This is a genomic window from Ectopseudomonas guguanensis (assembly GCF_900104265.1).
GTDB lineage: Bacteria > Pseudomonadota > Gammaproteobacteria > Pseudomonadales > Pseudomonadaceae > Aquipseudomonas > Aquipseudomonas guguanensis.
In genome coordinates this window covers 178,795-201,114 of sequence record NZ_FNJJ01000007.1, presented here as the reverse complement: position 1 = coordinate 201,114, position 22,320 = coordinate 178,795, and the positions used below count along the sequence as shown (strand labels likewise).

The window sequence follows — 22,320 nt, the reverse complement described above, 5'->3', positions numbered from 1 at the left end:
GCGTTGATCAACGGCTCGCGAGCCACTGCCCGGCCAACTCTCGCGCACGCGTATCCGCCTCGAATACCGTGTCGAGCGCTTCGACCGCACGGACCGGCAGCGCGTTCAGCACGGACTCAATCATACGCGCGATATCGGTGAAACGGATGCGCCGCTGCAGGAAAGCCTCGACCGCCACCTCATTGGCCGCGTTGAGCATCGCCGGTGCACTGCCGCCGGCCTGTGCGGCCTCGCGCGCCAGGCGCAGACAGGGAAAGCGCTGCTCGTCGGGGCGCTCGAAATCCAGGCGACCGATGGCAAACAGATCCAGGGGCGATACTCCCGAATCGATGCGCTCCGGCCAGGCCAGGGCATGGGCGATGGGCGTGCGCATGTCCGGGTTGCCCATTTGGGCCAGGACCGAACCGTCGACATAATCGACCAGCGAATGGATCACGCTCTGGCGGTGAATGACCACCTCGATCTGCTCGGGACGGGCGTCGAACAACCAGCAGGCCTCGATCAGTTCCAGGCCCTTGTTCATCATGCTGGCAGAGTCCACGGAGATCTTGCGACCCATCGACCAGTTCGGATGGGCGCAAGCCTGCTCCGGCGTGACGCGCTCCAGCTCGGCCAGCGGTGTTTCGCGAAAGGGACCGCCGGAAGCGGTGAGCAGCACGCGGCGCACGCCGACTGCCTGCAGACCGCGCGAGTAGTCGCCGGGCAGGCACTGGAAGATGGCGTTGTGCTCGCTATCGATCGGCAACAGCAGCGCCCCGCTCTGCCTGACTGCCTGCATGAACAGAGCGCCGGACATCACCAGCGCCTCCTTGTTGGCCAACAGCACCTTCTTGCCGGCCTGCACCGCCGCCAGCGTCGGCTTGAGCCCCGCCGCCCCGACGATGGCAGCCATCACGCAATCGACCTGCGCATCGGCAGACACCGCGCACAACCCCTCTTCGCCCACCAGCACCTCGGTGGCGAGCCCGGCTGCGCGCAGCTCGCCCTGCAGCGCCCGAGCCGAGTCGGCGTCCGGCACGACCGCGAAGCGCGGCCGGTGCTGCAGGCACAACGCCTGCAACTGCGCCAGGCGGGAAAAACCGGTCAGGGCGAACACCTTGTAGCGCTCTGGATGACGAGCGATCACATCCAGCGTGCTGAGCCCTATGGAACCGGTCGCCCCCAGCACGGTGATCTGCTGCACTGCGCTCACAGCGAACCCCAGCCCGACAGCCAGAGCAAGGCGGCGAACACGGGAATGGCGGCCGTCAGGCTGTCGATGCGATCCAGCACGCCACCGTGGCCCGGCAGCAGGTTACTGCTGTCCTTGATCCCGGACTGGCGCTTGAACATGCTCTCGGTCAGATCGCCAACCACGGAAATCAGCACCACCACAGCCGCACCGGCCATGGCCAGCAGCAGCCCGGAGGCCGACCAGCCCTGCTGCAGCCCCACCAGCAGGGTGATCAGCAGACTGGCGGCAAGGCCGCCATACAGCCCTTCCCAGCTCTTGCCCGGGCTGACCTTGGGCGCCAGCTTGCGCTTGCCGAAGGTCTTGCCGGAGAAGTAGGCACCGATGTCCGCGCCCCAGACCAGCACCATCACTGCAATGATCAGCGCGTTGGCCTGCGGCCATTGCTTGAGCAGCACCAGCCCCTGCCAAGCCGGCAGAAGAATCAGCAGACCGATCAGCAGCTTGCCGGGCAACCCGCCCCAGTAGCGACTGCTGTCGGGATAGCCGAGCACGAGCAGGGTCGCGACCAGCCACCAGAGCAGCGCCGCCACCAGCAGCGCCGGCGCGACGGCCGGAACCAGATACAGCAAACCGAGCAACGCGGCGACGGCAGCGGCATAGGCCACACGCAACGCCTGCGATTCGAACCCGGCCAGTCGCGCCCACTCCCAGGCCCCGAGCGTGACCACCGCACCGATGAACAGCGCAAAGGCGCCACCGTCGAGCAGGAAAAACCCACCCAGGGCGATGGGCAACAGCACCAGCGCCGTGATGATTCGTTGCTTGAGCATTAGGAACGCGCCTCGGCTTCCACCTGCTCGCTGGTCTTGCCGAAGCGACGCTGGCGGGTAGCGAAATCGGCCAGCGCCTTGCGCATGGCCTCGTGCTTGAAGTCCGGCCAGTAGAGGTCGGAGAAGTACAGTTCGCTGTATGCCAACTGCCAGAGCAGGAAATTGCTGATGCGGTGCTCGCCCCCGGTGCGAATGCACAGGTCGGGCAAAGGCAGATCACCGGTGGCCAGACAACCCTGTAGCAAGTGCGGGGTGATGTCCTCGGGCTGCAGATGCCCGGCCTGCACCTCACGCGCCAGGCGCTGAGCAGCCTGGGCGATATCCCACTGACCGCCATAATTGGCGGCGATCTGCAGGGTGAAGCGGCGACTGCCGGCGGTCAGCAGCTCGGCTTCGCGCATGGCAGCCTGCAACTCGGGGTGGAAACGCGAGCGATCACCGATGATGCGCAGGCTGATGTCGTTGTCCAGCAGCTTCTTCGCCTCACGACGCAGCGCGCCGAGGAACAGCTCCATCAGCGCGCCGACTTCTTCGGCCGGGCGCTGCCAGTTTTCACTGGAGAAGGCGAACAGGGTCAGCACCTCGACGCCCGACTCGGCACAGACCTCGATCACCGCGCGAACCGCGTCGACCCCGGCCTTGTGCCCCGCCACACCCGGCAACAGGCGCTTCTTCGCCCAGCGGTTGTTGCCATCCATGATGATGGCGACATGCCTCGGCACCGCCCCCTGCTTGTTCTTGTCCATGTATGAGCGCCCAGCCGTCAAACGGCCATCAGGTCCGCTTCCTTGACCTCGAGGGCCTTGTCCACCTCGGCAATGAACTTGTCGGTGATCTTCTGCAGCTCGTCAGCGGCGCGACGCTCTTCGTCCTCGCTGATTTCCTTGGCCTTGGACAACTTCTTCAGCTCGGCCAGGGCATCACGACGCACGTTGCGCACGGCGACCTTGGCATCTTCGGCCACGCCACGCGCCTGCTTGGTGTAGCCCTTGCGGGTTTCCTCGGTCAGGGCCGGCATTGGCACACGAATGGTGGTGCCGGCACTGGACGGATTCAGACCCAGGTCGGAAGTCAGGATGGCCTTCTCGATGGCGGCACTGAGGTTCTTGTCGTGAGCGACGATCTTCAGGGTGCGCGCGTCCTCGACGGTGATCGCGGCAACCTGGTTCAGCGGCATGTCGCTGCCCCAGGCCGGGACCTTGATGCTGTCGAGAATGCTCGGATGAGCACGACCGGTACGAATGGAAGCCAGGTTGCGCCCCAGGGCTTCCAGGGACTTGCTCATGCGTTCCTGAGCGTCTTTCTTGATGTCGTTGATCATTGTGCATCCTCCTCGATCAGAGTTCCTTCAGCGCCGCCCACTACAACGTTCAGCAGGGCGCCGGGCTTGTTCATGTTGAAGACCCGCAGCGGCATGTTGTGATCGCGGCACAGGCAGATGGCGGTCAGATCCATCACGCCCAGCTTGCGATCGAGCACTTCGTCATAGGTCAGCCGCTCGAATTTCTCGGCATGCGGGTCCTTGAACGGGTCGGCAGTGTACACGCCATCGACCTTGGTCGCCTTCAGAACCACGTCGGCATCGATCTCGATGGCGCGCAGGCAGGCAGCCGAATCGGTGGTGAAGAACGGGTTGCCGGTGCCGGCGGCGAAGATCACCACTTCACCCGTCTTCAGGTGGCGCATGGCCTTTCGGCGGTCGTAATGGTCGGTCACGCCGACCATGGAAATCGCCGACATGACGATGGCCGGGATGTTCGAGCGCTCCAGCGCATCGCGCATGGCCAGGGCGTTCATCACCGTGGCCAGCATGCCCATGTGGTCACCGGTGACGCGATCCATGCCGGCAGCGGACAGCGCCGCGCCACGGAACAGGTTGCCGCCACCGATCACCAGGCCGACCTGCACGCCGATGCCGACCAGTTGGCCTACTTCCAGCGCCATGCGATCGAGCACCTTGGGATCGATGCCGAAATCTTCTGAACCCATCAGGGCTTCGCCGCTAAGTTTGAGCAGAATGCGTTTATAGCGAGGTTGGCGACCCGTCGTCTGCTGAGCCATTGCAAGTCTCTCCTGCGGCGATATGAATTCTGTGGCGATGCCAGGCATCGCGATTATCCGGCACTTTCAAGGTGCCAACGACCGCTGCGTGCAGGGCCGCTACTGCTTTTGCCCCCCTTATTCGGCAAAGAGGCTGCACGCGCAAGCGGGCAGCCTCTCGGGGACAACTGGCCGAACCGCCGATTACTGCTTGCTGGCAGCAACCTGAGCGGCGACTTCGGCAGCGAAGTCGGTCTCGACCTTCTCGATGCCTTCGCCCACTTCGTAACGCACGAAGGAGACGACTTCAGCACCGGCTTTCTTGACCAGGTCACCGACCTTGACTTCCGGATCCATGATGAAGGCTTGCTCGACCAGGCTGGCTTCAGCCAGGAACTTGGCGATACGGCCCTTGACCATGTTCTCGACGATGTTTTCCGGCTTGCCGGCGATCTTCTCGGCGTTCAGCTGCAGGAAGATTTCCTTTTCCTTGGCAACCAGCTCTTCGGAAACCTGGTCCGGCGATACCACGGCCGGGTTGCTCGCTGCCACGTGCATGGCAACGTGCTTGGCCAGTTCGTCGTTGCCGCCTTTCAGGACAACCAGAACACCGATGCGGTGGCCGTGCAGGTAGGCACCGACGGTATCGCCGGAAACGGCGGTCAGGCGACGGATGTTGACGTTCTCGCCGCACTTGGCAACCAGAGCTTCACGAGCCGACTCGCGGGAAGCGATCAGCGGAGCAGCGTCGGTCAGGTTCTTCTCGAAGGCTTCGTCGATGCTTTCCTTGACGAAGGCCTTGAAGTCGTCCTGCAGGGCCAGGAAGTCGGTCTGCGAGTTGACTTCGATGATCACGCCACGGCCGCCTTCGACGCGAACGGCGATGGAGCCTTCGGCGGCGATGTTGCCGGCCTTCTTGGCAGCCTTGATGGCACCGGAAGCGCGCATGTCATCAATGGCTTTCTCGATGTCGCCACCAGCGGCTACCAGGGCCTTCTTGCACTCCATCATGCCTTGGCCGGTACGCTCGCGCAGTTCTTTAACCAGGGCTGCAGTAATCTCTGCCATCTTGAAAATCCTCTCGGTAGGTCTTCAACCAAATCAAATCTTTGAGTGGCAAAAAGGGGGCTTAGCCCCCTTCTTGCACAGCGCATAACGCTAAATGCTTGGCGTTACCGCTTAGCCTTCGGCGCTCTCGGCAGCCGGAGCTTCTTCGACGAACTCTTCAGTCGCACCGCCAGCGTTGCTGCGACCACGGATCACGGCGTCGGCCATGGCACCCATGTACAGCTGGATGGCGCGGATGGCGTCGTCGTTACCCGGGATGATGTAGTCAACGCCTTCCGGGCTGCTGTTGGTATCGACAACGCCGATGACCGGGATGCCCAGCTTGTTGGCTTCGGTGATGGCGATGCGCTCGTGGTCGACGTCGATCACGAACAGCGCGTCCGGCAGACCGCCCATGTCCTTGATACCGCCCAGGCTGCGATCCAGTTTTTCCAGATCGCGGGAGCGCATCAGGGCTTCTTTCTTGGTCAGCTTGGCGAAGGTGCCGTCCTGGGACTGGGTTTCCAGCTCGCGCAGGCGCTTGATCGAAGCACGGATGGTCTTGTAGTTGGTCAGCATGCCGCCCAGCCAGCGGTGATCGACGAACGGCGAGCCGCAACGGGCAGCTTCTTCGCGAACGATCTTGCCAGCGGAACGCTTGGTGCCGACGAACAGGATCTTGTTCTTGCCAGCAGCCAGCTTTTCAACGAACGACAGGGCGTCGTTGAACATCGGCAGGGTTTTTTCCAGGTTGATGATGTGAATTTTGTTGCGCGCACCGAAAATGTACTTGCCCATTTTCGGGTTCCAGTAACGGGTCTGGTGGCCGAAGTGCACACCGGCCTTCAGCATATCGCGCATGTTGACTTGGGACATGATAGTTCCTTGATAAGTCGGGTTAGGCCTCCACGCATCCCAGTTTCCAACCCTCGAACCTGTCGAAAGGCACCCAGGAAACCGTGTCGATACGTGTGTGGGTTTGAGCTTTCGGGCTCAGTGCCCGTAAAGCGGCGCGTTTTATATCACAGAAAGCGGCCGCAAGCTACAAGCTTCACGCTGCAAGCTGAGCCCAGGCCCGCAACCTGTAGCCCAAAGCCCGTAGCTGCTAATATGGCCTCCTTTTATCTGTACGCCCGCGAGAGCCTGTCATGACCGTCACCATCAAATCCCCCGAAGAAATCGAGAAAATGCGCGTCGCCGGCCGCCTGGCCGCCGAGGTGCTGGAGATGATCGGCGAACACGTCAAGCCGGGCGTCACCACCGACGAGCTGGACCGTATCTGCCACGACTATATCGTCAACGTGCAGAAAGCCATTCCCGCCCCGCTCAACTACAAGGGCTTCCCCAAGTCGATCTGCACCTCGATCAACCACGTGGTGTGTCATGGCATCCCCAACGACAAGCCGCTCAAGGACGGCGACGTGCTGAACATCGACGTCACCGTGATCAAGGACGGCTACCACGGCGATACCAGCAAGATGTTCATGGTCGGCAAGGTCGCCGAGTGGGCCGAACGCCTGGCCAAGGTGACTCAGGAGTGCATGTATAAAGGTATCGAACTGGTCAAGCCGGGCACCCGCCTGGGCGACATCGGCGAGGTGATTCAGAAGCACGCCGAGAAGAACGGCTTTTCCGTGGTCCGCGAATACTGCGGCCATGGCATCGGCGCCGTGTTCCATGAAGAGCCGCAGGTGCTGCACTACGGCAAGGCCGGCACCGGCATGGAACTCAAGGAAGGCATGACCTTCACCATCGAACCGATGATCAATCAGGGCCGCCCGGAAACCCGTCTGCTCGGCGACGGCTGGACCGCCATCACCAAGGACCGCAAGCTTTCCGCGCAATGGGAACACACCGTGCTGGTCACCGCCGACGGCTACGAGATCCTGACCCTGCGCAGCGACGACACCCTGCCGCGCACTTCGGCATGACCGCGCTCCGCAGGGTGCGCCGTGCGCACCATTGAAGCTTGTGGTGCGCCCGGCGCACCCTACGAACCTTTAAGAGGAAGGCAACTGAATGCCGCAGATGGACCCCGAACTGTTTGACCGTGGTCAGTTCCAGGCCGAGCTGGCGCTCAAATCCAGCCCCATCGCGGCATTCAAGAAGGCCATTCGCAGCGCGCGTGAGGTGCTGGATGCGCGCTTTCGCGCTGGCCGCGGCATTCGTCGCCTGGTCGAGGATCGCGCCTGGTTCGTCGACCAGATCCTGCAGGAAGCCTGGAAGCGCTTCGCCTGGAGCGAGGACGCCGACATCGCCCTGCTCGCCGTCGGCGGTTACGGCCGCGGCGAGCTGCATCCCTACTCGGATATCGACCTGCTGATCCTGCTGGGCAGCGACGATCACGAAATCTTCCGCGAGCCCATCGAAGGCTTTCTCACCCTGCTCTGGGACATCGGCCTGGAAGTGGGCCAGAGCGTACGTTCGGTCGAGGAATGCGCCGAAGAGGCACGCGCCGACCTGACGGTGATCACCAACCTGATGGAAAGCCGCACCATCGCCGGCCCGGAACGCCTGCGCCAGCGCATGCAGCAGGTCACCAGCACCGAGGCCATGTGGCCGAGCAAGGATTTCTACCAAGCCAAGCGCGAGGAGCGCAGGGCGCGCCACGCCAAGTACAACGACACCGAATACAACCTCGAGCCCAACGTCAAGGGCTCGCCCGGCGGCCTTCGCGACATCCAGACCGTGCTCTGGGTCGCCCGCCGTCAGTTCGACACGCTCAACCTGCAGGCCCTGGTCGGCCAGGGCTTCCTGCTGGAAAGCGAGTACGCCCTGCTCTCCTCCAGCCAGGAGTTCCTGTGGAAGGTGCGCTACGCCCTGCACATGCTCGCCGGACGCGCCGAGGACCGCCTGCTGTTCGACTACCAGGCCAGGATCGCCGCCCTGTTCGGCTATCAGGACGGCGACGGCAAGCGCGGCATCGAGCACTTCATGCAGAAGTACTACCGCGTGGTGATGGGCATTTCCGAGCTGTCGGACCTGATCAACCAGCATTTCGAGGAAGTCATCCTGCGCGCTGGCGAAAGCGGGCCGGCCACGCCGCTCAACAGCCGCTTCCAGGTGCGCGACGGCTATATCGAGGTGACCCATCCCAACGTCTTCAAGCGCACGCCGTTCGCCCTCCTCGAAGTTTTCGTGCTGATGGCGCAGAACCCCGAGATCAAGGGCGTGCGCGCCGACAGCATCCGCCTGCTGCGCGACGGCCGCCACCTGATCGACGATGACTTTCGCAAGGACATCCGCAACACCAGCCTGTTCATCGAGCTGTTCAAGTGCAAGGAAGGCATCCACCGCAACCTGCGTCGGATGAACCGCTACGGCATTCTCGGCCGCTACCTGCCGGAGTTCGGCCATATCGTCGGGCAGATGCAGCACGACCTGTTCCACATCTATACGGTCGATGCGCACACCCTCAACCTGATCAAGCACCTGCGCAAGTTCCGCTGGCCGGAGCTGGCCGAGAAGTTCCCGCTGGCCAGCAAGCTCATCGACAGACTGCCCAAGCCCGAGCTGATCTACCTCGCCGGTCTCTACCATGACATCGGCAAGGGCCGCGGCGGCGACCACTCCGAGCTCGGCGCAGTGGATGCCGAAGCCTTCGCCCGCCGCCACCAGTTGCCGGCCTGGGACAGCGCGCTGATCGTCTGGCTGGTGCAGCACCACCTGGTGATGTCCACCACCGCGCAGCGCAAGGACCTCTCCGACCCGCAGGTGATCCACGATTTCGCCCAGTTCGTCGGCGACCAGACCCATCTGGACTACCTCTACGTGCTGACCGTGGCCGACATCAACGCCACCAACCCCAGCCTGTGGAACTCCTGGCGTGCCAGCCTGCTGCGCCAGCTCTACACCGAGACCAAGCGTGCCCTGCGCCGCGGCCTGGAAAACCCGCTGGATCGCGAAGAGCAGATTCGCCAGACGCAGAGTGCGGCACTGGACATCCTGGTGCGCGGTGGCACCGATCCGGACGACGCCGAACAGCTGTGGAGCCAGCTCGGCGACGACTACTTTCTGCGCCATACCGCCAACGACGTGGCCTGGCACACCGATGCCATCCTTCAGCATCCCGACGATGGCGGCCCGCTGGTGCTGATGAAGGAAACCACCCAGCGCGAATTCGAGGGCGGCACGCAGATCTTCATCTATGCGCCGGACCAGCACGACTTCTTCGCCGTGACAGTGGCGGCGATGAGCCAGCTCAACCTGAACATTCACGATGCACGGATCATCACCTCCACCAGCCAGTTCACCCTGGACACCTACGTGGTACTGGATGCCGACGGCGGCTCGATCGGCGACAACCCGGCGCGCATCCAGCAGATTCGCGAAGGCCTGATCGAAGCGCTGAAGAACCCCGACGACTACCCGACCATCATCCAGCGCCGGGTGCCGCGCCAGCTCAAGCACTTCGCCTTCGCCCCGCAGGTGACCATTCACAATGACGCGCAGCGGCCGGTGACCATCCTCGAGCTGACCGCCCCGGATCGCCCCGGCCTGCTGGCACGCATCGGACGCATCTTCCTCGAATACGATCTGTCGCTGCAGAACGCCAAGATCGCCACCCTCGGCGAGCGCGTCGAAGATGTGTTCTTCATCACCGACGCCAATGGCCAACCGTTGTCCGACCCCGAGTTCTGCGCCCGCCTGCAGGAGGCGATCATCGCCAAGCTCGCCGAGCCAAGCGCCCCGAGCACGACGCAGATCACCTTCTGAGCCGCAAGGATGCGGCGGGCGCCGCATCCCCGGGCAGGGTCAGATCCTGAAGCTGTCCACCAGTTGCTTGAGGCGCCCGACCTGCTGATCCAGCTCGGTACAAGCGCTGAGGCTGGCCTGCAGGTTGCGCACGCCGTCCTGGTTCAGCGTGTTGATTTCGATGATGTCCATGTTCAGGCTCTCGATCACCGAGGTCTGCTCCTCGGTGGCAGTGGCCACCGACTGGTTCATGCCGTCGATCTCGCCGATGCGCCGGGTCACGCCACGCAGGTTCTCGCCGGCCTGCCCACCGATACGCACGCTGTCATCGCTGAAGCGGCGGCTCTCGGCCATGGTCGCCACGGCGTCACGGGCGCCCGCCTGCAACTGCTCGATCATCTGCTGAATTTCCAGCGCCGAGCTCTGCGTACGCTGAGCCAGGTTGCGCACCTCATCGGCGACCACGGCGAAACCGCGCCCGGCCTCACCGGCACGTGCGGCTTCGATGGCGGCGTTGAGCGCCAGCAGGTTGGTCTGCTCGGAAATGCCCTTGATCACGTCGAGAATCTGGCCGATGTCGTTGCTCTTCTCGCTGAGCAGTTCGATATGCCGGCCGGACGCCTGAATCTTTTCCGACAGCTCGCCCATCGAACCCAGGGTGCGCTCCACCATGCCCTGGCCCTCCTCGGCGTCGCGGCGTGCGTCACTGGCCTGCACCGAGGCATCGGCGGCATTGCGCGCGATCTCCTGGGCGGCTGCACCGAGCTCGTTGATCGCCGCCGCAACGCTGTCGGTACGCGCCGCCTGTTCGCTGGAGTTGCCCATGGAGGCGTTGGACGCCTGCACCACGGTACTCACCCGCGCATGCACCTCACGGGTCGCCGAGGCCACTTCGCGGATGGACTCGTGAATACGCTCGACGAAGCGGTTGAAGGCTCCGGCCAGCTCACCGAACTCGTCGCCGGAAGCGATCGTCAGGCGCTGGGTCAGATCCCCCTCGCCTTCGGCGATGCCGCCCATGGCGTGGCTCATCAGGTGCAGCGGGCGCAGCAGAATGCGGATCAGCGCACCGAGCAGGATGAGGATGGCGATCACGCCGATGATCGTGACCATCAGCGCCGAGACGCGAAACTCGTGCAGCGCAGCGAAGGCCTTGCCCTGGTCGACGGACAGGCCGACGTACCAGCGCACCCCGGCCAGCCCCTGCACCGGCAGGAAGGTGACCAGACGGGCGCTGCCATCGCTGGACGAGGCGCCCTGCAGGCCGGACTGCAGACGCGGTGCGCCGCCGGGGAACAGATCGGCAAGGGTCTTGAGCACCAGGCTCTTGTCCGGATGCACCAGCACCTTGCCCTGCTCGTCGACCAGGAAGGCGTAGCCCATGCCGCCGAGGTCGAAGGAATTGAGAATGTCGTCGATCGTCTGCAGCTTCAGGTCGCCGCCGACCACGCCCCGCAGCGTACCGCCGACGCTGACCGGTCGAGTGATGGTGATCAGCAGACCGTCACGTGGGTCGGCCGCCAGATAGGGTGCGGTCAGGCCCGGACCGCTGCTGCCCTGGGCGCTCTTGTACCAGGGGCGCTGACGCGGATCGTAGCCGGCCGGCAGCTCGCTGGGCGGAAACTGGGTATAGGTGCCGTCGGCCTGGCCGAAGTAGGCATAGAGAAAGGCCGAGGCGATGCTGCGGTGCTGCAGGTTGCGGCGCAGTGATTCGGCCGAACTGTCGTCCTGCACCGACTCGGCCAGGTTGTCCAGCAACTGCATGCGCCCATCGAGCCAGTGCTGAATGTTGCCGGTGGACACCTGGCCGACGTCGTTGAGGTAGTTCGTCAGGTTGTCGCGGATCGCGTTGCGCTGCAGATAATCGTTGTACAGCGCGAACGACGCAAAAGCCGCGATGACCACCAGGGAAGCAGCCAGCATGATCTTGTGACTGAACTTGAGGGTGCGCATTGAGGAAGCTCGCCGAAAGAGGGGGATGAAAGTGTGACCCGCGGTTATCGGCTGCAAGGATGCCGTCTTGAGCCGCAGCGGCATCGGTTTGGCGACCTAAACGGATGGAAAACGGACGGACAGGGAATTTCCCCGCAGGCCCTGCCGTGCTAGTGTCGCGAGCTTTGTCGCCGCCTCACAAAGGACCCGTCGGATCATCATGAACCACGCCCTCGCCCAGCTGCAGCCCTACCCGTTCGAAAAACTCCGCGCCCTGCTCGGCGGCGTGCAACCTGCCGCCGACCGCTCGCCCATCGCCCTGTCGATCGGCGAACCCAAGCATCGCTCGCCGGACTTCGTCGGCCAGGCGCTGACCGCCAACCTCGACAAGCTGGCGGTGTATCCAACCACCCTGGGTCTGCCCGAGCTGCGCCAGAGCATCACGGCCTGGTGCGAGCGTCGCTTCGGCGTACCGACCGGCTGGCTGGACGCCGCGCGCCACGTGCTGCCGGTCAATGGCACGCGCGAGGCGCTGTTCGCCTTTACCCAGACGGTGGTCGAGCGTAACGCCAGGGGCCTGGTGGTCAGCCCCAACCCCTTCTATCAGATCTACGAGGGTGCTGCGTTCCTTGCCGGTGCCGAGCCGCATTACCTGCCCTGCCTGGAAGATCACGGCTTCAACCCGGACTTCGACGCGGTGCCGGCAGAAGTCTGGCAGCGCTGCCAGATCCTGTTCCTCTGCTCGCCGGGCAACCCCACCGGCGCGCTGATCCCGGTGACAACGCTGAAGAAGCTGATCGCCCTGGCCGACGAGCATGACTTCGTCATCGCCGCCGACGAGTGCTACAGCGAGCTGTACTTCGACGAGGACGCACCGCCACCCGGCCTGCTCAGCGCCTGCGCCGAGCTGGGGCGCAGCGATTTCAAACGCTGCGTGGTGTTCCACAGCCTGTCCAAGCGCTCCAACCTGCCGGGCCTGCGCTCGGGCTTCGTCGCCGGCGACGCCGAGATCCTCAAGCAATTCTTGCTGTACCGCACCTACCACGGTTGCGCCATGCCGGTACAAACCCAGCTGGCCAGCGTCGCGGCCTGGAACGACGAGGCGCACGTGCGCGCCAACCGCGATCTGTACCGCGAGAAGTTCGACGCCGTGCTGAAGATTCTGGCGCCGGTCATGGACGTGCAGCGCCCGGACGGCGGCTTCTACCTGTGGGCACGTACGCCGGGTGACGACACCCTGTTCACCCGCGACCTGTTCGCCGCCGAACACGTGACCGTGGTGCCGGGCTCGTACCTGTCGCGCGAGGTCAATGGCGTCAACCCCGGCGCTGGCCGCGTGCGCATGGCGCTGGTCGCGCCGCTTGGCGAATGCATCGAGGCCGCCGAGCGCATTCGCCGCTTCATCGAGAACGCCTGAGTGCACGCGGCCGAGTGAGCGGCCGCCCCCTCATTATTTGCCGTGGGTCGCGCGCAGCTGGTGGAATACCGCGCGGCCGCCTTCGCTGGACGGCCCCTGGTTATCCAGGGTGTAGACGCCGGCCTTGAAGTAGAAACGCTTGTCGGCCCAGGCCGGGTCGATCCTGTCCGTGTAGGTCAGGCCGTCTATCGTCACCCGCAGGTCGCCGTTGCGGGAAATGTCGATCGCATAGTTGAAGCGGGTGTCGAGCGGCATGCTGCGGTAGGTCATCACCACGGGGCTCTTGATGTCGCCCGGCTTTCTGCGCAGCTCCAGGTTCACATAGCCGACACCCCGCTCGAACTGGTACTGCAGCTTGATGAAGGGGGTGGGATTGTCCTTGGAATGCACCTGGCCGATCACCACCTTGCCGCTGGACGGCACCTGGGTGACCGCCAGGGACGCCGACAGGTGATGGCTGCCCTCCTTGTACAGCCAGTTGCGCAACTTGCCATCGGCAAAGGTTTCACGCAGCTCGGTGCGTGGGTAGGGGCTGTTGGCAGTGCTGGTACCGGTCACCGGCGCCCAGAATATCAGCGTCTGTCCGGAACGCTGGAAGTACGGGCTGCGATAGTCGGCTTTTACCAGGCGGGTTTCGATGGTGCGGGCAGGGACTTGCTCGGGAATGGTCAGATTCCAGGTATTCAGATCGATCATGCTGATGACAACCAGAGGCAGCTTGCGCACCTTGCATCCAGGTAAAACGTGCAAGCCAACGGAGAGCGCCCCACCAACCCGGCGAAGCGAATTCGACTATCAGGCTTAACGGTAGCGGCGCGCCTTTCTTGACTACCCGGCGACGGACGGCAACGGCTCGGTGGGAAACCCTCGCCCAGCACAATGTCGTGGCATAATCGCCCTTCTCTGCGACCACAACCGATGAACCGGAGCATCACTTGAGCGCGATCCACCTCTACGGCATCAAGGCCTGCGACACCATGAAGAAAGCCCGCAGCTGGCTTGACGAGCAGGGCATCGCCTACGACTTCCACGATTACAAGACGGCCGGCATCGACCGCGCGAGCCTGCAGAAATGGTGCGACGAGCACGGCTGGGAGACCATTCTCAACCGCGCCGGCACCACCTTCCGCAAGCTCGATGACGCACAGAAAGCCGATCTCGACCAGGCCAGGGCCATCGAGCTGATGCTGGCCCAGCCCTCGATGATCAAGCGCCCGATACTCGATCTGGGCGACAGGACCCTGGTCGGCTTCAAACCGGACAACTACCAAGCCGCGCTGGCCTGATCCACCTCACCCGATTTCGTTGCAAGGAACCCATCTATGAGCACCTCCCTCTTCAGCATCGCCTTTGGCGTTGGTACCCAGAACCGCCAGGGCAACTGGCTGGAAGTCTTCTACGCCCTGCCGCTGCTCAACCCGGCCAGCGAACTCGTGGCCAAGGCAGCCGAGAAACTCGGCTACCAGGGTGGCAACCAGGCCATCGCCTTCACCAACGCGCAAGCCGCCGACCTGGCCGAAGCCCTGAAAGGCGTGGACGCCGCGCAATCGGCGCTGCTGACCCGCCTGGCCGAAAGCCACAATCCGCTGGTCGCCACCTTCCTGGCCGAAGACAGCGCGCTGACCAGCACCCCGGAGGCCTACCTCAAGCTGCACCTGCTGTCGCATCGTCTGGTCAAGCCGCACGGCCTGAGCCTGGCCGGCATCTTCCCGCTGCTGCCCAACGTAGCCTGGACCAGCCAGGGCGCCGTCGACCTCGCCGAGCTGGCCGAGCGCCAACTGGAAGCGCGCCTGAAGGGCGAGCTGCTGGAAGTGTTCTCGGTGGACAAGTTCCCGAAAATGACCGACTACGTGGTACCGGCCGGTGTGCGCATCGCTGACAGCGCCCGCGTGCGCCTGGGTGCCTACATCGGTGAAGGCACCACGGTGATGCACGAAGGCTTCGTCAACTTCAATGGCGGCACCGAAGGCCCGGGCATGATCGAAGGCCGCGTTTCCGCGGGCGTATTCGTCGGCAAGGGTTCGGACCTGGGCGGCGGCTGTTCGACCATGGGCACCCTGTCCGGTGGCGGCAACATCGTCATCAGCGTCGGCGAAGGCTGCCTGATCGGCGCCAACGCCGGCATCGGCATCCCGCTGGGCGACCGCAACACCGTCGAAGCCGGCCTGTACATCACCGCCGGCACCAAGGTGAACCTGCTCGACGAGGGCAACGCCCTGGTCAAGGTGGCCAAGGCGCGCGACCTGGCTGGCCAGCCGGACCTGCTGTTCCGTCGCAACTCGCTGACCGGCGCCGTGGAATGCAAGACCCACAAGTCGGCCATCGAGCTTAACGAAGCCCTGCACGCCCACAACTAATCCCACGTAGGGTGCGCCGTGCGCACCGCTCAGCCATGCGACCTGGTGCGCATGGCGCACCCTACGGGATAGGCTCCTCATGTCACTGATCTCCCCCTGGCGCGCCGACTTTCCCGGCATTCTTGCCCTCCAAGCCGAAGGCCAGACCTACCTGGACAGCGCCGCCACCGCGCAGAAACCGCAGGCGGTGCTCGACGCCCTGCTCGGCTACTACGCCGGCGGTGTGGCCAACGTGCATCGCGCCCAGCACCTGCCGGGCGAACGCGCCACCCGCGCCTTCGAGGCGACACGCAGCAAGGCCGCGCAGTGGCTGAATGCGGCAAGCGCCGAGGAGATCATCTTCACCCGCGGCAGCACCGAATCACTCAACCTGCTGGCCTATGGCCTGGAGTACCTGCTGCAGCCGGGCGAGCAGATCGTCATCAGCGCGCTGGAACACCACGCCAACCTGCTGCCCTGGCAGCAACTGGCCAGGCGCCATGGTCTGGAGCTGGTGGTCCTGCCGCTGAATGATGCGGGCACGGTCGACCTGGACCAGGCCGCCCGACTGATCGGCCCACGCACTCGCCTGCTGGCGGTTTCGCAGCTGTCCAACGTGCTCGGGCGCTGGCAACCGCTCGCCGAACTGCTGGCACTGGCCCGTGCGCAAGGCGCGTTCACTGTGGTGGATGGGGCACAGGGTGCGGTGCATGGTCGTCATGACATGCAGGCGCTGGGCTGCGACTTCTACGTGTGCTCGTCGCACAAGTTCTACGGCCCCGATGGCGTCGGCCTGCTTTACGGGCGCGGCGAAGTGCTGCGCCGGCTGCAGCATTGGCAATTCGGCGGCGAGATGGTGCTCGACGCCGACTACCAGCAAGCGCGCTTCCGCCCTGCTCCGCTGGGCTTCGAGGCCGGCACACCGGCCGTGTCCGCCGTGATAGCGCTGGGCGCTGCGCTGGATTGGCTGAGCGCCCTGGATCACGCAGCCGTGGCCCGGCATGAAGCAGCCCTGCATGCCGAACTGCTGGCCGGCCTGCTGGCACGTGACGGCGTGCGTCTGCTTGGCAAACCACAGTTGGCACTGGCCAGCTTCTGCATCGACGGCGTGCATAACGCCGACCTGGCGCACCTGCTGACCGAACAGGGCATCGCCGTACGGGCCGGTCACCACTGCGCCATGCCACTGATGAAAGGCCTGGGGCTGAGCGGTGCGATTCGAGTCTCGCTCGGGCTGTACAACGATGGCGAGGATCTGCAGCGGTTTTTCAGCGCCCTGGATAACGCCCTGGAGCTGTTGCGATGAAACGCCACCAACGGCCCTTCGTAGGAGCGGCTGGGCGGCATTCCGTTTCAGCCGCGAATATCGGCGCCCGGACCTTCGCGGCTGAAGTCGCTCCTACATGCTCCGAGAGCCTCTCGCCATGAGCCTGCCAGTCGCCGCTCAGGAAGCACTGGAAGCCTTTACCGCCTGCTCCGGCTGGGAACAGCGTGCGCGCCTGCTGATGCAATGGGGCGAGCGCCTGGAGCCCCTGAGCGATGCCGAACGCATAGATGAAAACCGTGTGCACGGCTGCGAAAGCCTGGTCTGGCTCGTTGCCGAGCGCCGCGACGGGCGTCTGCACTTTCGCGCTGGCAGCGATGCCCGCCTGCTGCGTGGCTTGCTGGCCGTGCTGCTGGTCCGAGTGGAGGGCCTGCCTCGTGCCGAGCTCGCCAGCGTCGATCTGGTCGACTGGTTCGAGCAACTGGGACTGCAGAGACAACTGTCGCCATCTCGCAGCAACGGCCTCAATGCCGTGTTGCAACGTATGCGCGAACTGGCTGAATCCTGAAGTGCCGGATCACCGCAGGGTGGGTCAGGCGCCTGCTGCCGATAGAGATGAAGCCCGCAGGACACGCTGCGCCGTACCCCACCATGGGTACAACGCAGGGATGACCTCTGGTGGGTTACGCGGCGCACGACGATGGCGATGTCTGATAGTGTGAGGTTTGGCGCCGCTAACCCACCCTACGAAGATCACGAACGATCCTCACCATTTCGGCAGTGTCACGCCACTAGTCGCTCTTGCCCCGCTCGCGCAGCGTCAAGCCGCGCAGGAAGTTGCGCAGAATCTGGTCGCCACACTCACGGTAGTGCTTGTGGCCCGGCGCGCGGAACAAGGCCCCCAGTTCGGTCTTGGTCATCGGCAGGTCGGCCGATTGCAGAATCGCCTGGATATCCTCATCACGCAGCTCGAGGGCCACGCGCAGCTTCTTCAGGATCAGGTTGTTGCTCAGGCGCCTTCCCACCGGCAGGCGTGGCCGGCTGTCATCCTTGCCGCGCTTGTAGAACACCAGGCCCTCGAGTACATGCGCCAACAGCACATCGCTGCAGGCGCGATAACCGGGCTCGTCCTCACGCAGCAGGCAGGCCGAGATCAGCCCCGGTTCGACGGGATAGTCCGCCAGTTGGCAGAACGCCTCCAGCGTGCCATCGCCGACATCCAGCAGATAGCGCAGGCTGCGCAGCACATCGTTATTAAGCATGGGAAAACTCTTGAGGGAGAAGGTCGGCAGATGCCGCTCAGTCTCGCACGGCACGGGCCGAGGTGCTGGGTTTCCAGTCATCGGCGTTACCGGAATTGAGCGCCTGCTGCAGACGCTTCAGGTCGCCACGCTCGGCGAAATCGCGCAGCCTGGCGTTGAACAGGTGCAGCAGCCTGGCGCTCTCCGGGTCGTTCTTGCGGAACAGCAAGCGTAGCGGCTCGGTATTCAGTTGCCGCGGATGGTGAACGATGTTGCCGCCATCTTGCGGGAACAGGCGCCGCAGCATGGCATAGCCCACCGCACGATCCTGTGGGTGCAGGTCAATGCGTCCCAGCTCCAGCAGGCGAAAGCTGGTGTCCTCCTTGCCGCTCTGCACGACATTCAGCCGGCCGGCCTGCAGCGCCTCGTCGAAGGCCTGGCCGTAGGAATAGCCGAGCGTGGTGCCGATGCGGTATTTGAGCAGGTCTTCGACCTTCGTCCAGTCGAATGCCTGGTCGCGGCGGTGGAACAGCACGATCTCGCCGCGCACCAGCGGGTCGCTGCAGATACCGTAATTGAGCCGGCTCGGCCCGCAGCTGTAGGGCATGATCGCGTGCAGCTGGCCCTGTTGCAGCATTCGCACGTTGCGGTCCCAGGGGTGGAAGATGAACTCGACGCGGTAGTCGGCTTCGGCAAAAACCGCGCTGATCAGCCGCGCCAGAGCACCGCCGTCGCTGCGTTCCGTGTCGACATAGGGAGCCCAGTCGCCGGTACCGATACGCAAAGTCTGCGGTTCGGCCTGAGCGGGCGTCAGGGCTGCCAGCAGAACGGGCAGCGTCAGGGAGGCGAGCATCCGTGCCCAGCGTCTTCTCAGCGAGACGCAGAAAAACAGGTACGACACAAATCACCTCTGATACGGATCATGTTCGACGCGTCCCTGTCGATTACTGCAACCTCTGCCTTCGCCCAGCATAGTCAAATGCTGCGCGCATGGGCGTTTCTCAGGTTTTCGCCTGACGCTCCGCGGGGCGACGGGCGCCCGCTACCAGCTTGTCCACCAGCTTGGCCGCAGCGGCCATGCCGAAGCTGGCAGTGACCATCATCACCGCGCCGAAGCCGCCGGCGCAGTCGAGCTTCACCCCTTCACCGACGAAGCCCTTGGCCTGGCACACCGTGCCGTCAGGCTTGGGATAGCGCAGCTGCTCGGTGGAGAACACGCAGGGCACGCTGTAGGTGCGCCCCGGCGTGCGGGAGAAGCCGTAGTCCCGGCGCAACATCGAGCGCACCTTGGCCGCCAGTGGGTCGTTGAAGGTCTTGTTCAGGTCGGTGACCTGAATCTGCGTCGGGTCGACCTGGCCACCGGCACCGCCGGTGGTGACGATCTGGATCTTGCGCCGCTTGCACCAGGCGATCAGCGCGGCCTTGGCCGGCACGCTGTCGATGCAGTCGATCACGCCGTCGAGCTGTTCGGTGATGTACTCGGCCATGGTCTCGCGGGTGACGAAATCGGCCACCGCATGCACCACACAGGCCGGGTTGATGGCGCGGATACGCGCAGCCATCTCGTCAACCTTGGCCTTGCCCACCGCCCCTTCGACCGCGTGTACCTGGCGATTGGTATTGGTGATGCACACGTCATCCAGATCGAACAGCGATATCTCGCCTACACCGCTGCGCGCCAGGGCCTCGGCCGCCCAGGAGCCGACACCGCCGATGCCGACCACCGCCACGTGCGCCGCAGCCAGGCGCTGATAGCCCTCCTGGCCGTAAAGCCGGGCTATGCCGCCGAATCGCTGATCGTCTGTGTTCATCTCACCCCCTGCAGGAAGGCGCGCATTATAGAGATAGCACCCTGCCCACCCAAGCCTGCGATACAGGTCAGCCGTCGGGCCGGAGAACAGGCTGCATGGTGGTGAATGCGCCACGCGGCGCGTCTGATGACCTGATCGGTAACGACTTTTGCTTTAAGATGGCCAGCCTTCACGCCAGCCGCCGTACCGGAGCCGCAATGACCGCCACCCTCACCCCGACCCTGGAACTCGCCTTCGACCTGATCCGCCGCCCGTCCGTCACCCCGGTCGACGAAGGCTGTCAGGAACTGATGATGCGCCGCCTGGCCGCCTGCGGTTTCGAGGTGGAGCGCATGCGCATCGAAGAGGTGGAGAACTTCTGGGCCAAACGCGGTGGCGACGGTCCGGTACTGTGCTTCGCCGGCCACACCGACGTGGTGCCCACCGGCCCGCTGGAAGCCTGGCAATACCAGCCGTTCGACGTACGCGTCGATGACGAAGGCATGCTCTGCGGCCGTGGCGCGGCGGACATGAAAGGCAGCCTGGCGAGCATGATCATCGCGGTGGAGCGCTTCGTCGCCGACTACCCGAACCACAAGGGGGCCATCAGCTTCCTGATCACCAGCGACGAGGAAGGCCCGGCCCAGCACGGTACCAAGGCCGTGGTCGAGCGCCTGCGCGAACGAGGCGAGCGCCTGGACTGGTGCATCGTCGGCGAACCGTCGAGCACCACTCTGCTCGGTGACGTGGTGAAGAACGGCCGCCGCGGCTCCCTCGGCTGCACCCTGACCGTGTACGGCAAGCAGGGCCACGTGGCCTACCCGCACCTGGCGAAGAACCCGATTCACCTGGCCGCCCCGGCCCTGGCCGAACTGGCCGCCGAGCACTGGGACCACGGCAACGACTACTTCCCGCCGACCAGCTTCCAGGTGTCCAACCTCAACGCCGGCACCGGTGCCACCAACGTCATCCCCGGCGAACTGAAGGCGGTGTTCAACTTCCGCTTCTCCACCGAATCCACCGTCGAGGGCCTGCAGCAGCGCGTCACCGCCATCCTCGACAAGCACGGCCTGGACTACCACCTGGAATGGGCGCTGTCCGGCCTGCCCTTCCTCACCCAGCCGGGCGAACTGCTCGACGCCGTCGCCGCCAGCATCAAGCACGTCACCGGTCGCGACACCAGGCCGTCCACCAGCGGCGGCACCTCCGACGGTCGCTTCATCGCCACCCTGGGCACCCAGGTGGTCGAGCTCGGCCCGGTCAACGCCACCATCCACCAGATCAACGAGCGCGTGCTGGCCAGCGATCTGGACCTGCTGACCGAGGTTTACTATCAGACGATGGTAAAACTCCTCGCATGAGCCTGATCTGTCCCATCTGCCAGACGCCGCTCGAGCCCAACGGCAGCGGCCTGGTCTGCGCCAACCGGCACAGCTTCGACCGCGCACGCCAGGGGTACTACAACCTGCTGCCGGTGCAGCACAAGAACAGCCGCGACCCCGGCGACAACGCCGCCATGGTCGAGGCGCGCCGACGCTTTCTCGAAGGCGGTCACTACGCGCCGCTGGCCGTGCGCCTGGCGGCACTGGCGGCCGAGTACAAACCGGCGCGCTGGCTGGATATCGGCTGTGGCGAGGGCTACTACACCGAGCAGATCGCCCGCGCCCTGCCCCACGCCGATGGTTACGCCCTGGACATCTCCCGCGAGGCGGTCAAACGCGCCTGCAAGCGCGCGCCGCAGCTGAGCTGGCTGGTGGCGAGCATGGCCCGCGTGCCGCTGGCAGACGCCAGCTGCGAGCTGCTGGCCAGCGTATTCAGCCCGCTGGACTGGGCCGAGGCCAAGCGCCTGCTCGCCCCTGGCGGCGGCCTGCTGCGCATGGGTCCGACCCGCGTGCACCTGATGGAGCTGCGGCAGAAGCTGTATGACGAAGTGCGCGACTACGACGACGAGAAGCACCTGGCGCTGATTCCGCCGGGCATGCACCTGGCGCATAGCGAAACCCTGCAGTTTGCGCTGCAGCTGACCGACGCCCAGGCCCGCGCCGACCTGCTGGCCATGACCCCGCACGGCTGGCGCGCCAGCGCCGAACGCCGCGATGCAGTGATCGCCGCGCCCTTCGAAGTTACCGTCGCCATCCGCTACGATTGGATCGTCAAAACTCAGGAATGAACCCAATGCGCCAACCGGACATCGAGATCTACCTCAAAGACGCCGAACGCGACGCCGTGGCGCAATGGCTGGGTGAAGCCCTCGGCCCGTGCAGCGAATGGCAGCAAAAGGGCCAGACCTTCAAGTGCAAGGCCGGTGACGTGCCGGTGACCTGGCTACCAAAAGCCGTGGGCAAATGGCACAGCCTGTACCTGGAAAGCGACGCCACGCCCTGGGCCGACGATCTGGCCTGCGCCCGCGCCGCGCATGCCGCGCTTGGCGTGCAGATCCGCTGCGCCCCCGGCACCTGGGTCGAGGATGAGAGCGAAGAAGAAGCCGACCGCTGGATCAAGGTCGATGCCGATGGCGAAACCGAGATCGTCTGGCGTACTGAATAAAAGCGGC

The 22,320-nt window shown here is 64.7% G+C and carries 22 protein-coding genes; 10 read left to right on the top strand and 12 right to left on the bottom strand.

The window, feature by feature from the left end; genetic code table 11:
* Positions 1-7: 7 nt before the first annotated feature.
* From ispC to rpsB, 7 genes are all read right to left on the bottom strand, one after another.
* Positions 8-1,192, bottom strand: a complete 1,185-nt coding sequence (gene ispC, locus BLS61_RS12315; RefSeq protein ID WP_090431222.1) for a 1-deoxy-D-xylulose-5-phosphate reductoisomerase — start codon at positions 1,190-1,192, stop codon at positions 8-10.
* Positions 1,189-2,004 (bottom strand): phosphatidate cytidylyltransferase, encoded by an 816-nt coding sequence (locus BLS61_RS12310; protein WP_090431220.1) that lies wholly within the window; start codon positions 2,002-2,004, stop codon positions 1,189-1,191. Before BLS61_RS12310 ends, ispC begins: the two co-directional genes overlap by 4 nt.
* The gene (gene uppS, locus BLS61_RS12305) at positions 2,004-2,750 is read right to left on the bottom strand and encodes a polyprenyl diphosphate synthase (RefSeq protein ID WP_090431219.1); all 747 of its coding nucleotides are present in this window, start codon (positions 2,748-2,750) and stop codon (positions 2,004-2,006) included. Before uppS ends, BLS61_RS12310 begins: the two co-directional genes overlap by 1 nt.
* Before the next feature lie 17 nt (positions 2,751-2,767).
* Positions 2,768-3,325: a ribosome recycling factor gene (gene frr / locus BLS61_RS12300; RefSeq protein WP_024308909.1), complete on the bottom strand. Its 558-nt coding sequence runs from the start codon at positions 3,323-3,325 to the stop codon at positions 2,768-2,770.
* On the bottom strand, positions 3,322-4,065 hold the full coding sequence (pyrH, locus tag BLS61_RS12295) for a UMP kinase (protein ID WP_004424012.1): 744 nt from the start codon (positions 4,063-4,065) through the stop codon (positions 3,322-3,324). The genes frr and pyrH overlap by 4 nt, the downstream gene beginning before the upstream one ends.
* A 183-nt stretch (positions 4,066-4,248) precedes the next feature.
* Positions 4,249-5,112, bottom strand: a complete 864-nt coding sequence (gene tsf / locus BLS61_RS12290) for a translation elongation factor Ts (RefSeq protein WP_090431217.1) — start codon at positions 5,110-5,112, stop codon at positions 4,249-4,251.
* Between the two features lie 111 nt (positions 5,113-5,223).
* Positions 5,224-5,967: a 30S ribosomal protein S2 gene (gene rpsB, locus BLS61_RS12285; protein WP_003244198.1), complete on the bottom strand. Its 744-nt coding sequence runs from the start codon at positions 5,965-5,967 to the stop codon at positions 5,224-5,226.
* A 272-nt stretch (positions 5,968-6,239) separates the two neighbouring features.
* Between rpsB and map the strand changes: the two genes are divergently transcribed.
* Together map and BLS61_RS12275 are read left to right on the top strand one after the other, a co-directional pair.
* Positions 6,240-7,022, top strand: a complete 783-nt coding sequence (gene map / locus BLS61_RS12280) for a type I methionyl aminopeptidase (protein WP_090431214.1) — start codon at positions 6,240-6,242, stop codon at positions 7,020-7,022.
* Positions 7,023-7,110: 88 nt separating this feature from the next.
* Positions 7,111-9,807, top strand: coding sequence for a [protein-PII] uridylyltransferase (locus BLS61_RS12275; protein WP_090431212.1), 2,697 nt, complete (start codon positions 7,111-7,113; stop codon positions 9,805-9,807).
* A gap of 39 nt (positions 9,808-9,846) precedes the next feature.
* Here BLS61_RS12275 and BLS61_RS12270 read toward each other — a convergent pair whose 3' ends face one another.
* Entirely contained in the window at positions 9,847-11,739 is a 1,893-nt protein-coding gene (locus BLS61_RS12270; RefSeq protein WP_090431209.1) for a methyl-accepting chemotaxis protein, read from the bottom strand.
* A 199-nt stretch (positions 11,740-11,938) separates the two neighbouring features.
* Here BLS61_RS12270 and dapC point away from each other — a divergent pair, with 199 nt between their 5' ends.
* Positions 11,939-13,135, top strand: coding sequence for a succinyldiaminopimelate transaminase (gene dapC, locus BLS61_RS12265; RefSeq protein WP_090431207.1), 1,197 nt, complete (start codon positions 11,939-11,941; stop codon positions 13,133-13,135).
* Between the two features lie 33 nt (positions 13,136-13,168).
* Here the strand turns inward: dapC and BLS61_RS12260 are convergent, their stop codons facing one another.
* Positions 13,169-13,831 (bottom strand): polysaccharide lyase family 7 protein, encoded by a 663-nt coding sequence (locus tag BLS61_RS12260; RefSeq protein ID WP_244157944.1) that lies wholly within the window; start codon positions 13,829-13,831, stop codon positions 13,169-13,171.
* Positions 13,832-14,070: 239 nt separating this feature from the next.
* Between BLS61_RS12260 and BLS61_RS12255 the strand changes: the two genes are divergently transcribed.
* The 4 genes from BLS61_RS12255 to BLS61_RS12240 all read left to right on the top strand — a co-directional run bounded on the left by BLS61_RS12255 (position 14,071) and on the right by BLS61_RS12240 (position 17,303).
* Entirely contained in the window at positions 14,071-14,421 is a 351-nt protein-coding gene (locus tag BLS61_RS12255) for an ArsC family reductase (protein WP_090431203.1), read from the top strand.
* Between the two features lie 36 nt (positions 14,422-14,457).
* The gene (dapD, locus tag BLS61_RS12250) at positions 14,458-15,492 is read left to right on the top strand and encodes a 2,3,4,5-tetrahydropyridine-2,6-dicarboxylate N-succinyltransferase (protein WP_090431201.1); all 1,035 of its coding nucleotides are present in this window, start codon (positions 14,458-14,460) and stop codon (positions 15,490-15,492) included.
* 79 nt (positions 15,493-15,571) lie between these two features.
* Positions 15,572-16,777, top strand: a complete 1,206-nt coding sequence (locus BLS61_RS12245) for an aminotransferase class V-fold PLP-dependent enzyme (protein ID WP_090431199.1) — start codon at positions 15,572-15,574, stop codon at positions 16,775-16,777.
* 118 nt (positions 16,778-16,895) lie between these two features.
* Positions 16,896-17,303, top strand: a complete 408-nt coding sequence (locus BLS61_RS12240) for a SufE family protein (RefSeq protein WP_090431198.1) — start codon at positions 16,896-16,898, stop codon at positions 17,301-17,303.
* Positions 17,304-17,526: 223 nt separating this feature from the next.
* Here BLS61_RS12240 and BLS61_RS12235 read toward each other — a convergent pair whose 3' ends face one another.
* The 3 genes from BLS61_RS12235 to tcdA all read right to left on the bottom strand — a co-directional run bounded on the left by BLS61_RS12235 (position 17,527) and on the right by tcdA (position 19,787).
* Positions 17,527-17,997: a YehS family protein gene (locus BLS61_RS12235; protein ID WP_090431196.1), complete on the bottom strand. Its 471-nt coding sequence runs from the start codon at positions 17,995-17,997 to the stop codon at positions 17,527-17,529.
* 37 nt (positions 17,998-18,034) lie between these two features.
* A complete protein-coding gene (locus tag BLS61_RS12230) occupies positions 18,035-18,829 on the bottom strand; it encodes a substrate-binding periplasmic protein (RefSeq protein WP_090431194.1) in 795 nt (264 codons plus the stop codon).
* Between the two features lie 148 nt (positions 18,830-18,977).
* Positions 18,978-19,787 (bottom strand): tRNA cyclic N6-threonylcarbamoyladenosine(37) synthase TcdA, encoded by an 810-nt coding sequence (tcdA, locus tag BLS61_RS12225; RefSeq protein ID WP_090431192.1) that lies wholly within the window; start codon positions 19,785-19,787, stop codon positions 18,978-18,980.
* A 197-nt stretch (positions 19,788-19,984) separates the two neighbouring features.
* On the opposite strand from tcdA, the gene dapE reads away from it, so the two are divergent.
* The 3 genes from dapE to BLS61_RS12210 are packed head-to-tail and all read left to right on the top strand — an operon-like array spanning position 19,985 to position 22,313.
* A complete protein-coding gene (dapE, locus tag BLS61_RS12220; protein ID WP_090431190.1) occupies positions 19,985-21,127 on the top strand; it encodes a succinyl-diaminopimelate desuccinylase in 1,143 nt (380 codons plus the stop codon).
* On the top strand, positions 21,124-21,936 hold the full coding sequence (locus BLS61_RS12215) for a putative RNA methyltransferase (RefSeq protein WP_090431188.1): 813 nt from the start codon (positions 21,124-21,126) through the stop codon (positions 21,934-21,936). The genes dapE and BLS61_RS12215 overlap by 4 nt, the downstream gene beginning before the upstream one ends.
* Positions 21,937-21,941: 5 nt before the next feature.
* A complete protein-coding gene (locus tag BLS61_RS12210) occupies positions 21,942-22,313 on the top strand; it encodes a hypothetical protein (RefSeq protein ID WP_090431186.1) in 372 nt (123 codons plus the stop codon).
* Positions 22,314-22,320 lie beyond the last annotated feature (7 nt).